The following is a 14,810-nucleotide window of genomic DNA, read 5'->3' on the forward strand; positions in this document are numbered from 1 at the left end:
CGTATTTTTGTAAAATAGGCAGCCGTAGAATGGCCCAGTAACCAATGAAGCATTCCTCATTATTTATTATTCTTAGTTTATTTTTAGGAGCAAGCGGTTGTCAACAATCCGCTCCTGACGACAACCTGTTTGAAACACTTTCTTCGTCTGAAACGGGCATTGAGTTTACCAATCAAATTCTTGACAAAAAAGAACTGAACATCTTCAACTACCGCAATTTCTACAACGGTGGCGGAGTGGCCATCGCCGATGTCAACAACGACGGCTGGGCGGATATTTACGTAACCTCTAATTTTGAAGAAAATAAACTGTACCTCAACAAAGGTAAAAATCCCGAAGAACGCTGGAAATTTGAGGACATTACGGCCAAAGCGAGCGTAGGCGGCAAAAAGGCTTGGTCCACAGGCGCTACTTTTGCCGACGTCAACGGCGACGGTCTCATGGATATTTATGTCTGCAATGCGGGAAATGTGAAAGGCGATAGCCGTGGAAATGAACTATTTATCAACCAAGGCATTGGCCCCGACGGCGTGCCTACGTTCATCGATAAAGCCCCCGAATATGGCTTAGTCGATGGGGGATATTCGACCCACGCCGCCTTTTTTGACTACGACCGCGACGGCGACTTAGACATGTATTTGCTCAACAATAGCTTTACGCCCGTCAACAAACTGCAATACCAAAACATCCGTACCGTTCGCGACTCCCTCGGCGGCCACAAGCTCTTTCGAAATGAAATGATTCAGGGCAGCAAAGGGCAAGAGGCAAGAGGCAAAGGGCAAGGGGCATCTAAAAACAACCCAATCCGCTTCACCGACGTCTCCGAAGAGGCTGGTATCTACGGGAGTTTGATTGCTTTTGGCTTAGGCGTAACCGTTGGGGACGTCAATGGCGACAATTGGCTTGATATTTACGTCTCCAACGACTTCTACGAACGCGATTATTTGTACATCAATCAACGCAACGGCACCTTCAAAGAATCGTTGGAACAAAGCATGAACCACATCAGCATGTCGTCGATGGGAGCGGATATTGCCGACATCAACAACGATGGGCTTTTGGATGTTTTTGTGACCGACATGCTCCCCCGCGATGATAAACGCCTCAAAACCACCACCGTATTTGAAGGCTACGAACTCACCGAATTTAAACTAAAGCAAGATTATTGGCACCAATACATGCGCAATATGCTGCATTTGAATCAGGGGAATCAGTCGATTAGTCCACGGTCCACAGTCGATAGTCCACAGTCGATGGGCGACGCTAAACAGCAAACTCAAAACAGAAAACTCGAAACAGGAAACCCAAAACAGAATACAGTCCTCCCTCCTACCTTCACTGAAGTGGGGCAAATGGCGGGTGTACATGCAACGGATTGGAGCTGGGGCGCGTTGATTTTTGACATGGACAACGACGGCCTCAAGGATTTGTTTGTCGCCAACGGCATCATCAAAAACCTCACCGACCAAGACTACGTAGCCTTTTTGGCCGATAAAGACAATATTCAGGCCATGCTGGAAGGCAGAATGAAGTTCGATTACCGCAAGTTTGTCGATATGATTTCGACCACGCCTATCCCAAATTTTGCCTTCAAAAACAAGGGAAACCTTGCTTTCGACGACAAAGCACCCGCTTGGGGCTTGGCCGAACCTAGTTTCTCAAACGGGGCCGCCTACGGAGATTTGGACAATGACGGAGACTTGGACTTGGTCGTCAACAACAATAATTCGCCGCTCAGCGTGTATCGAAACCACTCGGTTGAAAAACTCAAAACGCGCTTTTTACGGGTCAATTTAAAAGGCACAAGCGCCAATCCGCACGCCATTGGAGCCAAAGTATCGGTTTACCAAAAAGGCCAAATGCAGTGTTTGCAACAAATGCCGACGCGCGGCTTTCAGTCATCGAGCGACCTGACGATGGTTTTTGGTTTGGGAAAAAATCCTCAAATCGACTCTTTGGTGGTCATTTGGCCCGACGACCGCAAGCAAACCCTCACCAACGTCAAGACCGATACTGAATTGGCGTTGAACCACGCCGACGCCCGCGACCTTTGGAAATTTACCCCTCCTCAGTTTACCAACTTACCTTTCAACGACCTTACTTCGGCCTCGGGGCTGGACTTTTTGCACGAAGAAAACGCCTTTGTGGACTACAACCGCGACGGGCTCCTCAAGCAAATGTACTCGACCCAAGGGCCTGCGTTGGCCGTGGGAGATGTCAACGGTGACGGCCTCGACGATGCTTACATTGGCGGAGGGGCGGAAAAACCACGGGCGTTGTTTTTGCAAACAAGTGCAGGAAAATTTACGAAGTCTAACCAAGCCACGTTCAATACCCCTAGCCAAGCCGACGAAACCGCCGCGTTGTTTTTTGATGCCGATGGTGACAAAGACCTTGATTTGTTAGTGGTAAAGGGCGGAAATGAGTTCTTACCTAACGACCCTGCCTTGGCCGATGCACTTTATTTCAACGACGGCAAAGGAAACTTTACACTGTCCAACACTTTCCCTAAGTTATTGGACAACGGCTCGTGTGTAGCGGCGGCTGACTACGACCGTGACGGCGACCTTGATGTCTTTGTCGGCAGTCGGATGGTGTCGGCGCAATATGGTTACAGCCCCAAAAGCCACCTACTCCAAAACGACGGCAAAGGAAATTTTACGGACGTTACCACGCAAACCCTCACCAACGGGCAACTGGGGATGGTTACCGACGCCCAATGGACCGACGTTGATAAAGATTCCTACCCCGATTTGGTCGTAGTCGGTGATTGGATGCCGATTACAGTACTTAAAAATCAAAAAGGAAAATTCATTCCGCAAACCGTTCCACAATCGGAAGGCTGGTGGAACGTCATTGAACCTACGGATATTGACAACGACGGCGACATCGACTTTGTGGTCGGAAATTTAGGGCTTAATACCAAACTCAAGTGCTCTGAAAAAGAGCCTGCCGAACTGTATATCAACGACTTTGACCGAAATGGTACCGTGGAACAAATCATCGTTTCGTACAATCCTGACGGCAAACCTTACCCGATGGTCTTGAAATCGGATTTGCAAAAAGTATTGCCTGTTATCAACAAGCGTTTCGTGAAACACGTCGATTACGCAGGGCAACCCATCGACGCATTATTTACCAGCGACCAACTCGAAGGCGTTGAGACCAAAAAAGCCGTGCAAGCGGCCTCTTCTTTATTACTCAACGATGGCAAAGGAAACTTTACGTTGGTAGCGTTACCGTTGGAAGCCCAATTATCGCCCATTTTTGGCATTGTAGCCACCGACTACAACCACGACGGCAAAACCGACTTGTTACTCACAGGCAACTTTTTCGATGTGCTGCCCGAAATAGGACGCTACGACGGCAACGATGGTTTATTGCTTCAAAATACGGGTAAAAACGCCAGCGGACACCCCACTTTTGCGCCCGTTCGCCCCGCGCAGTCGGGTTTTGCCGTACGCGGACAAGTACGCCGCATGAAAACCCTCCGAACGGCCCAAGGGAAGAACTACGTCATTTTGGCCAAAAACAAAGACAAAGTGCAGGTGTTTGGGGTGCAATAAACGGCGATACTGATAAATAAATACCTTGTTTGAAAAGTAATATGATATTGTTTATCCCGCAGATAAGCTCATTAGCCGAATTAATCACCCAAAATCTGCGGTTATCTGCGGTTTTAGAATCAGCGTAAATCTGCGGGTAAATTATAAAGAAACTTAATAAACAACGTAATAAAGCGTTTCAAAAAAGTTTTTAAAGCTACTCAAAAAATGAATTGCCCATCGCTTCGTTTTTTCACAGTCAATTAGCTCTCTCTTACACGAAGCTTTTTAGTTAACCACATCGATCAGATAGCTTTTGTCCATAGAAAACATAGCTGTATTTTCTATGTGTTTATTCTCATGTGCTCTATGTGTTAAAAAAACTCTTTTCTATGAACCGCTTCCTCGCCTGTTTCCTGCTTTTTGGGGTCAGTTTTCTACTTCAAACCAGCCACGCCCAAGCTCCCGTGTCGCCCACTGCCACGACCTTGTCGGCACGGTTTCCTGCTCCTACGGGGTTTCAACGAACTGCCGCTGCGTCCACCTCTTTTGATGCGTTTTTGCGCCAGCTACCGCTCAAACCTTGGGGAAGCAAGGTGCTCTATTTTGATGGTCGTCCCAAAAACACCCCCGACGTCTATGCTTCGGTCGTGGCTCTAGGCATTGGGAAGAAAGACCTGCATCAATGCGCCGATGCCGTCATGCGATTGCGGGCGGAGTATTTGTTTCAGCAAAAGCAGTTTGACAAAATTCATTTCAATTTTTTGGCCGATGGCAAGCCCCGTTATTTCAGCACCTACGCCAAAGGCAACTATTCGTATCCAACATTTTGGAAGTACATGGAGTACATTTTCGCATCGGCCAACACCCGTTCGTTGCACGACGAATTGCAGCCTATCTCCATGCAAAACCTGAAAATTGGCGACGTTTTTATTCAAAAAGGTGTACCTTTCGGTCATGCGGTGATGGTAGTGGACATGGTTCAACATCCTACAACGGGGCAAAAATTGTTTTTGTTGGCCCAAAGCTACATGCCTGCCCAAGAAACCCAGATTTTGAAAAATCCCAACAATACCGCCCTTAGCCCGTGGTATGAACTTAAAAACGAGACGTTGGAAACCCCCGAATGGACCTTTGAACCCAGTGATGTACGACGTTTTAAGGAAAACTAACTAGCCCAAACGATGTCATTTTTCAAGCCTTTTCTTCTTGTTTTTTTTGTCCTACTCAGCCTCACTAGCCGTGCTCAGTCGGAATACCTGCGGGCTTACCCCGACCACATTGTGCGGGCTACGTCCCGAGGCATTGTGTGGAAAGACTCCACCCTCATGCCTTTTGACGACGGACAAAAAAAGACCTTTGCCGAACTTCTCCAAAACGCCGACTTGGAAGATCAACTGGTGCAGAAGTATTCCAAAAAACGCCAAGAAAAAGCTCCCCAACTCAACCACGACCCAGGGAGGTTTCGGTACGAGCCTTTTTTTAGAAAAATGTACGGAAATACCGAAGCGGAAGTCCGCAAAAATCTCGTTGAGATTGTGTGGCTTCCCAAGACCCTGAAGAAGAAATTATTGGTATCAAAAATCAACAACGTACACCAGCATTTTCAAGCCGTTTCGGACGAATTAGAACGCCATCCCGAATTGCTCAAGTACGTCGATAATCCTGCGGGGACATTTGTGTGGCGACTTATCAGCGGCACCAACCGCCTCAGTATGCACAGCTACGGCGTAGCCATCGACATCAACCTCAATTTGTCGCATTATTGGCAGTGGGATTGTCGTTGTAAAGACGAAAATGTACCACTCTCCTACCGCAATAAGATAGCCGCTCAAGTAGTAGAAATCTTTGAAAAACACGGCTTTATCTGGGGCGGAAAGTGGTATCACTACGACACCATGCACTTCGAATATCGTCCTGAGTTGCTTTTTTAGTCGATGGTCGATAGTCCACAGACGATAGTCGATAGTCCACGGTTAGAAGTTGTTAGTCAATAGTCAATGGTCCACAGATTTTTAGTTGGCTGTAATTACTATGGACAGTGGACTATCGACCATGGACTACTCTAATCCTCTTTCTCCAGCTCAAAAATGGCTTCGACGGGTTTGTCAAAGTAGCGGGCAATTTTTAGTGCCAACACAACCGACGGCACATACTTCGACGCCTCCAGCGCATTGATGGTTTGGCGCGAAACACCTACGGCTTCGGCCAAATCGGCCTGCGTCATGCGTTTTATGGCTCGTTCTACGTGAATCGTATTTTTCATGCGGCAGCCCTCCTTTCTTCAAAAAACGGTTTTACGTAAACAATCCAGTGAAAACGCGCCAAAAAAACTAACGGTGCCGTGAGCATATTCCACGATAGAATTAAGTAAAAATCAAGGCCATACGACAACCAAGCTGCCAAAACAAACCCAATCAGGTGCACATAAAATCCCCAGAGCAGCGACTCGTGACGCACTTTCGTAATCCATTCGTCATCGGTGCGTTCACGCGAAAAAGCGACAAAGAAAAAGCCTACCGTGGTCAAGGTCATCAAAAGTTCACCCGCAAAATCGGCCACATTGCCATCTAATAACGCAACCATAGTTCCTTTCTCCGAAAAGGTGATGGTCGTCCACTTCACCAAGAAGTGTTCTCCTCCAAAAAAACTGACGCTGGGAGCTACTTCCAACAACGCCAACACCGTAAGCACCAAACAAGGCACAAACAACAACCAACCGATTCTCTTAAAGCGATTGGGCAAAAGTAATTTGGTATCCATAGCTGTTAATAGGTTTTTGTTTGAAAAATTGATTTTCGATTCAAATGTAAAATATACTTTACATTTAAGCAAATATTTTTTACACAAAGTCAAAAATAAAAGCGCATCGTAGTTGGTACGATGCGCTTTTATTACCTTCCCGAAAGTTTTTTTCCCACCTTCCTGAAAGTTTAAAACTTTCGGGAAGGTAAAAGAAAAAATTATTCTCCTCCTGCTTCGCCCGCGGCTCCTGGGTAGGTTACTTTGGCGATTTCCATGTCAATTGTAAAACGGCCAATGCCTTCTTCGCCAATCACATCAAACAATTCAACTTGGCGGCGAGCAATGTATTCTTCTTCGATTTGTTCTTTCACAAACCACTGCAAGAAGTTTTCGGTCGCGTAATCGTCGAGGCGGCGGCTGATGCCTACCAAGCGGTTGATGGCCTGCGAAACCATAATTTCTTGCTCCAACGCCGTTTCAAATACCGAACGGAACGAAGGATATTCTTGCGGAATTCCAACCACATCGGGGGTGATGGCCGTTCCGCCCATATCGCAGATAAATTTAAAGATTTTGAGCATGTGACCACGTTCTTCGTCGGCTTGCGCAAAGAAGAAATCGCCACTGTTAGAATAACCGTTGCGATCACACCACGCAGCCATGGCCAAATATTTTGCCGAAGATTCGGCTTCCATTTTTACTTGTGCATTCAAAGCAATTTCTAAATCTTCTTTCAACGAAGTTCGCATACGAACGGTGTCTTTCATAGTTATATTAGTTTGAAATGGGAAGTTTCCATTATTTTTATCAACAATACTACACCCTTTGACGCAAAAATGTTCTATTTCAACCGTGCTTCCCTAAAATTTGGAATGAGTCTGAATTTGAGAAACCTACGATTTGCAGGAGAGTGAAGGTAAGTAATCTCATTTTCGTCTTTTTAATTGCGTAACAATCTTCAAACCTAGTCATTGATCATCCTAAACAACGATACAAGTGAGATTCAACACGTGGATAGCAGCATTACTTTTGGCGTTGTCTATCAAAACATACGCACAGACCAATAAGGCCTCCTCTTCTGCGAGTTTCAACACCGCCAAACCTTGGACTTACTGGTGGTGGATGGGAAGTACCGTCACCGAAAGCGACATTACGTGGCAGCTCGAAAATTTCGCCAAAGCAGGTCTGGGAGGAGTTCACATCATTCCTATTTATGGCGTCAAAGGACTTGAAAAACAAGCAATTCCTTATTTAAGTCCGCGCTGGATGGAGGTTCTTGCCCATACGGTTCGGGAAGGAAAACGCCTCGGATTAGGCGTGGACATGACCACGGGAACGGGCTGGCCTTTTGGCGGCCCGAACGTATCACCCGAGTTTGCGGCCAAAAAATGGCAGGTTGTCAATGGCGAAATTCAAAGCGCACTCACCAAGCAGGCCGTCAAACGCGCGGCGCCTGGCGGTGAAGGACTGGTACTTGACCCGTTTTCGGCCAAAGCCATCCCGCATTATGTGCAACGTTTTGACTCGGCGTTTGCCAATTTCAAAGACCGTCCTCGCGCTATGTACAACGACTCTTACGAGGTTTATGGCGCCAACTGGACGGATGATTTTCTGAATGAATTTCAACAACGACGCGGATACGACCTCAAAAGTCAATGGGCGGCCTTCACCGACACCACCACGGCCTTGGTCAAAATCGACTATCACCAGACGCTTTCGGAATTGTTATTGGAAAATTATGCCAAAAAATGGACCGATTGGTCGCACAAGCAAGGCTTCATCACGCGCTACCAAGCCCACGGTTCGCCAGGCAACTTGCTCGATTTATACGAAGCCTCCGACATTCCCGAAACCGAGTCTTTTGGCACAAGCCGCTTGCCCATCAAAGGCTTACGCATCGATGACCAATACGAGGTGGACCGTTTTGGCACGCCCAATGCACTTGCTATGAAGTTTGCGAGTTCGGCCGCTCACCTTGCTTCCAAAAAATGGGTAAGTTCCGAAAGTACCACTTGGTTGGCCAATCACTTTAAAGTTTCACTTTCGCAAATCAAGCCGCAGTTGGACGAACTATTTGTATCAGGCATCAACCATTTGTTTTACCACGGCACTACGTACACGCCCCAAAGCGAGGCATTTCCAGGCTGGTTGTTTTATGCTTCCACCAACTACGGCGTTCATTCCCACTTTTGGAAACACTATCCATTGTTGAACAAATACGTAGAACGTTGTCAAACGATTTTGCAAAACAGCCAAGCCGACAACGACCTATTGGTTTATTTTCCAGCACACGACTTATGGGCGACCAAAGCCCGTGCCAGCGGAGGAATCCATTTATTGGAAGTTCACCACGTGGACAAGTGGTTGTTAAAACTTCCATTTGGAAAACTCTCTAACTGGCTCTGGGACAACGGCTTTTCATTTGATTTCATTTCCGACGAGCAGTTGCAACGTTTTGCATCGTTGGCCACCAAAAAGTACAAAACGATTTTGGTTCCTGCCACCACCTACTTACCTGAAGCGACCCTTTCGCGCCTCGCAGAATTGTCAAAAGCAGGCGTTAAGGTGATTTTTATGGAACATTTACCCAGCCTCCCGACGGGTTTTGCCCGACAAACAGAGCGGGCAGCGTCTTTCCAAAAACTCCTCCAAACGTGGGCAAGTCAACCATCACACTTTCCAAGTCTTGGAGACTTGGAAGGTATCCTAGCCACTCAGAAAATTCGCCAAGAAACGTGGGCTAAAAACGGCTTGCGGTACATCCGTAAAGTACAAAATGGAAAAGTTGTTTACTTTATCGCCAACCAAAATCAGCTTTTCAGCGAAGGGTGGATTACGCTCGCTACTTCTGCTAAAAGAGTGTATATGTACCAGCCGTTGACCGATAAAACGATGGAATTACCCGTCAGAACGGAACAAGGAAAAACACAGGTTCACCTCTCTCTCCTTTCGGGTGAATCGTGTTTTTTGAAGCTGGACTCAAACGTTGGAAAGGTTTTGAACCTTTCCAACGTTCCGTCATCGCCATCTCAAACTTTCACCCTAAAAGGCAATGGAAAACTCGAATTTATTGAAGGAAAGCCCTACTTGCCCACCCCAAAAACAGTTTCTAGTTTAGGTTCTTGGACAACATTATCCGATTCAGCTAGTTATTTTTCGGGGACAGCGCGGTATTCGTTGACTTTCGACGCCCCTGCGGGCATCGAAAAAGTCAGTAAAGTTGTATTAGATTTAGGAGATGTCCGCGAAGTGGCCGAGGTGACGCTCAATGGTCAAAAAATCGGTACGGCGTGGAGCTTGCCTTTCCGTCTCGAATTGCCCGCTGGGAGTTTGAAAGCGAAACAAAATACCCTTGAAATTGAAGTAACCAACCTCTCGGCCAACTACATGCGCCTCCGCGACACGCAGCAGCCCGACTGGAAAAAGTTTCAGGAAATCAACATGGTGGACATTCAGTACAAGCCTTTCAACGCCTCAAAGTGGCAAGCAATGCCGTCGGGATTGTTGAGTGAGGTAAAAATCGAGTATTGGGAGAAAAAATAATTTACTTTTTTTGCAACGCTACCTCTCTAACCAACGTACAGGTAATCAAGAAGATGATTAGATAGATAATCGTATTCGTTTTTATGGCTGTTAGAGAGAGAAAATCGCCGTTGGTCCTACCGACGGCGATTTTTTGTTTTAGCTCTCCCCTCAATCTCTATTCAGCCCGTAGCGATTTTACGGGATTCATCAACGCAGCTTTGATGGCCTGAAAACTAACCGTAAGTAATGCAATAGCTACTGCAAGAAAACCCGAAAGCGCAAAAACCCACCACTGTATTTCAATTCGGTACGCAAAATTTTCGAGCCAATGCGTCATGGCATACCAGCCAATAGGCGACGCCATGACAATAGCCACCAGAATGAGTTTGAGAAAATCCTTGGAAAGAAGGGCAACAATTCCAACCACCGAAGCACCCATGACTTTCCGAACGCCAATTTCTTTGGTGCGCTGCTCAATCACAAAAGCAGAAAGCGCAAATAGGCCAAGCCCCGCAATAATGACTGCCAACAGCGAAAACACCGTAAATAATTGCTGAGTACGTTGCTCTGTCACGTACAACGAGGCGTATTTTTCGTCCACAAAATGGTATTGTAACGGTATATCGGGGGTAAAGGCTTGCCATTGTTTTCGTAAATCTGCCAGAAAGCTTGGCACCTCATTGGTTTTGATTTTTAGCACAAGTCCGCCGCCGTTGTTGCCCAACGTCAGCATTAAGGGAGCTATTTTTTGTTTTACCGACGTGTAATTAAAATCTTTGACAACGCCTATTACCTTCCACTCCACTTGCCCCGAACCAACAATCGTCTTCCCGACAGGATTTGTCCCATTCCACCCCAATTCTTTCACGGCCGCTTCGTTGATAATAACCCCCGACGAATCCGTCGCAAACTCTTTTGAAAAGTTTCTCCCCTGCAACATCGTCAGGCTCAGGGTACGGATATAGTCATAATCAACGTTAAAAATATCGGTGTGAATTTCGGTGCCATTACCCGTGTCGTTTTTAGGAAAAACTTGGGTACCTACGATGGTCTTATTCGTGGGAACATTCCTTGAGACACTGGCTGAAATCACATTTTTATGCTGTAACAGCTGCTGCTGAAAAGCTACTTGATTTTGCGCTAACGCCCTTGTGTCAGGCAAAAAGAGAAGTTGGTCTTTATCGTACCCCAATTTTTTATTTTGCATATAATTCAACTGACGATTGACAACAATCGTGGAGATAATCAACACCGTAGAAATAAAAAACTGAAAGACAATCAGCCCGTTATGCAACGATTTCTTTTGCATTTTGGGACTCAACAACGTTCCTTTCAGGTTCGTTAAAATGGTAAACGACGACAAGAAGAACGCGGGATAGATACCTGCCAGTATTCCTGCAAAAAGGCTCACCGAACACAGGACAAAAAGCATTCGCGCACTGAGAAAAAAGGCAAAAGTAGTGTGCTTGTCAGTCACTTGGTTAAAGAAAGGAAGCAACCCCCAAATGACCGCGTAAGCCAGCAGCATGGCAAAAAACGTAAGCAACACCGACTCAATTAAAAACTGAAAAACAATGTGTTTTTTGATGGAACCCATTACTTTTCGAATCCCTACTTCACGCGAGCGGCGAGCGGCGTATGCGGTAGAAAGATTGGTAAAATTGGCACAGGCCAGTAGCAAAATGAAGAAAGCCAAAATCGAAAAGATATACACATACTGGACGTCGCCGTTGGATTCTAGCTCGTATTTTGTGTGCGAATGCAAGTGAATATCGGTCAGCGGTTGTAGCTTAAAACGAAACGTATCGACCGATTTTTGTGCTTCGGCCAAGCTAATTCCCATATCTTGCTGCACTTCGGGCACCACGTATTTGGCTACTAGCTGCGGAAACTTCGCTTCGAGTTTTCGAGCATCGGCATTATCCTTCAGTTCCAAATAAGTATAATAACCCACATTGCTCCAGGTCGGGTGAGGAATCTTAAATGTTGAAAGGCTCAAAAAGGCATCGAAGTGAAAATGGGAATTATCGGGCAATTTATCGATGACTCCTGTTACTTTATAAGGTGTTTTTTGGGTACCAATGGCCAACGATTTCCCCAACGGATTTTGCTTCCCAAAGTATTTTTTGGCGAGGTCGCTAGTAACCACAATGGTGTTAGGAGCCGTCAAAGCCTCTTTTACGCTTCCTTCCAAGAACGGAACCGAAAACAGAGAAAGTAAATTGGCGTCGGCAAACGCTAAATGCTCTTCTTTGAACTGCTTGTCTTCAAATTTCACGAAATCACTCACCGACAGAAGACGAGAAGAAGCCTTAATTTCGGGAAAGGCGGCTTTCATTCCTTCACCTACGGCCGCATCAGCGTGTGGATAAACGGCCACGTCACCGTTGCCCGTCACCAAAAGCTGAACACGGTAGATGTTCCGTGCGTTGGCCGCGTGGGTATCGTAGTGGAGTTCGTCATACACAAAAACGGCAATGAGCATAAAACAGGCCAGTCCAACTGCTAAACCTACAATATTGATAGCAGCAAATGCCTTGTTGGCAGCCAAATTCCGCAGAGCGATTTTAACATAATTTCGTAACATATCAGGGCTGAGTAAAAAACGTTTAGGGTATTTATTAGGCTTTCGTTTAAAAAAATAAGGCGTCAGGTAATGCAGCACTGCCCACGTATATTCCCACTTGGCGCGGGCAATGCCTACCTGCTCGGCTCGCTTCTGAAAAATTTCGTACAAGTCACCTTGCAAATCTTCGCGTAGGTGCGGGGCTACAAACCAGTCCAACAAACGAGCGGGCCAACGTGGCGGCTCAAAAGAATCATTGAGGCGGTTTTGAGGTTCAAATTTTTCTTTTTGGGTAGCCATAAAAAACTGTAAACTGATTTATTGACCAATCAACTGTAATTTTCCCTGCGGAATGGCCTTCCAAAGCTGGTCGCGCAGTACTTGAATTTCCTGTAAGGCTCGGCTTCCTAAGGCCGTTACGGTAAAAAATCGTTTGCGGCGGCCTCCTCGTTCGGCCGTGGCTCCTCCCATTTGGGAACTCAAAAACCCTTTTTCTTCCAGCCGATACAGCGTAGCGTGTACTGCACTGATGGTAATGCTTCGCCCCGTTTGTTGCTGCAACTGCTCCCAAATAACGACGCCGTAGGCATCTTCGGCACAGCCCGCAACGACCAGCAAAACGATTTCTTCAAACTCACCGAGAAAAGTTCTTTTCATTGAAATAGGGGCTCAGGATGATTAGTTATAATAATGCAAATCAAATCCTGTGCCAGTGCAGAAAACAGCCTAATTTGGCCTTTTAGAGCCTATAAAGAAGAATGAAGATGTCCAAAAACGGACAATGACTGTACTATTGTGGACACGTAAAAAAGACGTTTTTAGCCCCGCCACAATTTGGCCCACCATCTTTACCAACGCCTGGCACGCGCACTTCCAACGCCGACTGTGGCGTAGTTTCCAGTTGCTGGATAAGTTCCCACGTAATGCTTTTCAAAGGAATTTTTAGCCGACGGCTCCACAGGGTATCGAGTTGTCCCGCTGCTCGGCCAATGTCGATATAGACAAAACGTTCTTTGGGAGGGCCTTGGGTCATCGCCCCTAAAAAAACGGGTGAACCATCCGCCGAAGGCTTCACGCGCACCGTTGCTTCAAAAGTCAGGTCATCGCCCGTAGATTTTTGCTTTTGGAGCGTGACGTAGTTGTGCCCACTCCCTTCCTGAATCCCGAAATCGGTAGCAGGCTTTGGTTTTTCTAAAATAATCCGAAGTTTAATTTCTCGTTCCATGGCATTGGGGTGTTTGGTTTATTTAACAGAGTGACATGGCTTAGCTCAAAAACAGCCATTTTTGCAGCTATCGTTATTCCAAATGAAAAGGAATATATGGATATTTCAGTGGGCGATTAACAATAATAGACGTCAAAAAATTGGTGCCAATATCTAGGAAAAGTCGCTTACCTTCCACTGTTTCCATTAAAAAAAAGCGACCATCGGTTTTTGCTCTATTTTTGACCCTGTACACCTTTCCATCCAACAAAATCAGGTCGTAGTATTCTAAAAGCACGTCCTCTAAATGCCCGTTCCTATTAATCGTACTCCAACTTTTTTGCTTTTCAATCATACAAGTCAAAGCCACATTTACCTGATTAGGTTTTAAAATTTTCGCTTTCAAAAGCCTTGACCAAAGCCAAAAGCTTTCCGAATGCAGCAGTTTGTATTGATTTTTCCCTTCATTCAAAGAATACTCAAACGACATTCCAGTAGGCTCAACTTGGTTAGATTTTCGTAAATCGACCAGATTATCCATACGATTCATCAGATAAACATAAGCACTCATAAACTCCTGAGGACTCTCACGTCCATAATCATAGACTGATTTTATTATTTTACCGTCTTTAACAAAGCTAACTTCTATTGATTCATCGTCGGTATGAGATGCCATGTAGATGTCTTTCAATCCCTTTTTATACCCTGCTGTAAAACGAAACCAAATTACTTTAAATAACTCTTCAGGCAGTTCTCCCTGATAAAGACCTTTTCTAACGGTATGGTCTTCTGCGTAGTAGAACACCTTGCGGTCATGCTGAATAATGACTGACATTACAGGACATGTGCCGTAGCACCCTGAGGAATTGATAACAATTTCATCAAAATCATTTTTCGTAATTCTCGTAAGTTGCACATATTTCGTCTCCTGATGTTTTTCTTTCACAATCAATGTATCTTTTATCAAATCAATTTTGCCCTTAGTTTGCCACTGGATGCTATCTGATTCAAACACCTGAAATTCTTGACTTTCAGAGATTTTAAAACGCTTCCGATTCCCATTATAAAGCTTGACTGTTGAATCCATACGATATGCCCTTTTATTCAGCCAGTAATCTTCAAATGAATAATGTGCTGACCGATAAAAACTGGACAGAAAACCGTCCCTTATTTTAGAGAATGGGAACTCGGTTAATGGGACTATTTTTCATATCGATTCCATTTT

General features: G+C 45.6%; 11 protein-coding genes. 4 read left to right on the forward strand and 7 right to left on the reverse strand.

Annotated elements, in window-relative coordinates; all coding sequences use genetic code 11:
• The first annotated feature begins 44 nt into the window (after positions 1–44).
• The 3 genes from FHS57_RS16960 to FHS57_RS16970 all read left to right on the forward strand — a co-directional run bounded on the left by FHS57_RS16960 (position 45) and on the right by FHS57_RS16970 (position 5,479).
• A complete protein-coding gene (locus FHS57_RS16960) occupies positions 45–3,566 on the forward strand; it encodes a VCBS repeat-containing protein (RefSeq protein ID WP_183975706.1) in 3,522 nt (1,173 codons plus the stop codon).
• A gap of 371 nt (positions 3,567–3,937) precedes the next feature.
• A complete protein-coding gene (locus tag FHS57_RS16965) occupies positions 3,938–4,717 on the forward strand; it encodes a DUF4846 domain-containing protein (RefSeq protein WP_183975708.1) in 780 nt (259 codons plus the stop codon).
• Between the two features lie 12 nt (positions 4,718–4,729).
• Complete coding sequence (locus FHS57_RS16970; RefSeq protein WP_183975710.1) at positions 4,730–5,479, forward strand: M15 family metallopeptidase; 750 nt, start codon at positions 4,730–4,732, stop codon at positions 5,477–5,479.
• Positions 5,480–5,610: 131 nt separating this feature from the next.
• Here the strand turns inward: FHS57_RS16970 and FHS57_RS16975 are convergent, their stop codons facing one another.
• From FHS57_RS16975 to FHS57_RS16985, 3 genes are all read right to left on the reverse strand, one after another.
• Positions 5,611–5,811: a helix-turn-helix transcriptional regulator gene (locus FHS57_RS16975; protein ID WP_122933612.1), complete on the reverse strand. Its 201-nt coding sequence runs from the start codon at positions 5,809–5,811 to the stop codon at positions 5,611–5,613.
• On the reverse strand, positions 5,808–6,308 hold the full coding sequence (locus tag FHS57_RS16980; protein WP_183975712.1) for a hypothetical protein: 501 nt from the start codon (positions 6,306–6,308) through the stop codon (positions 5,808–5,810). The genes FHS57_RS16975 and FHS57_RS16980 overlap by 4 nt, the downstream gene beginning before the upstream one ends.
• Before the next feature lie 200 nt (positions 6,309–6,508).
• Positions 6,509–7,057: a ferritin gene (locus FHS57_RS16985; RefSeq protein ID WP_122933610.1), complete on the reverse strand. Its 549-nt coding sequence runs from the start codon at positions 7,055–7,057 to the stop codon at positions 6,509–6,511.
• A gap of 229 nt (positions 7,058–7,286) precedes the next feature.
• Between FHS57_RS16985 and FHS57_RS16990 the strand changes: the two genes are divergently transcribed.
• Positions 7,287–9,833, forward strand: coding sequence for a glycosyl hydrolase (locus tag FHS57_RS16990; protein WP_310587001.1), 2,547 nt, complete (start codon positions 7,287–7,289; stop codon positions 9,831–9,833).
• 157 nt (positions 9,834–9,990) lie between these two features.
• Here FHS57_RS16990 and FHS57_RS16995 read toward each other — a convergent pair whose 3' ends face one another.
• The 4 genes from FHS57_RS16995 to FHS57_RS17010 form a co-directional block, all read right to left on the reverse strand.
• Positions 9,991–12,681, reverse strand: a complete 2,691-nt coding sequence (locus tag FHS57_RS16995) for an ABC transporter permease (protein WP_183975714.1) — start codon at positions 12,679–12,681, stop codon at positions 9,991–9,993.
• An 18-nt stretch (positions 12,682–12,699) separates the two neighbouring features.
• Positions 12,700–13,038: a PadR family transcriptional regulator gene (locus tag FHS57_RS17000; RefSeq protein ID WP_183975716.1), complete on the reverse strand. Its 339-nt coding sequence runs from the start codon at positions 13,036–13,038 to the stop codon at positions 12,700–12,702.
• Positions 13,039–13,171: 133 nt separating this feature from the next.
• Positions 13,172–13,606 (reverse strand): DUF5990 family protein, encoded by a 435-nt coding sequence (locus FHS57_RS17005; protein WP_183975718.1) that lies wholly within the window; start codon positions 13,604–13,606, stop codon positions 13,172–13,174.
• A 73-nt stretch (positions 13,607–13,679) separates the two neighbouring features.
• The gene (locus FHS57_RS17010; RefSeq protein WP_183975720.1) at positions 13,680–14,672 is read right to left on the reverse strand and encodes a DUF6438 domain-containing protein; all 993 of its coding nucleotides are present in this window, start codon (positions 14,670–14,672) and stop codon (positions 13,680–13,682) included.
• Between the last annotated feature and the right edge of the window lie 138 nt (positions 14,673–14,810).

The sequence above is a fragment of the Runella defluvii genome (assembly GCF_014195535.1).
Lineage (GTDB): Bacteria > Bacteroidota > Bacteroidia > Cytophagales > Spirosomataceae > Runella > Runella defluvii.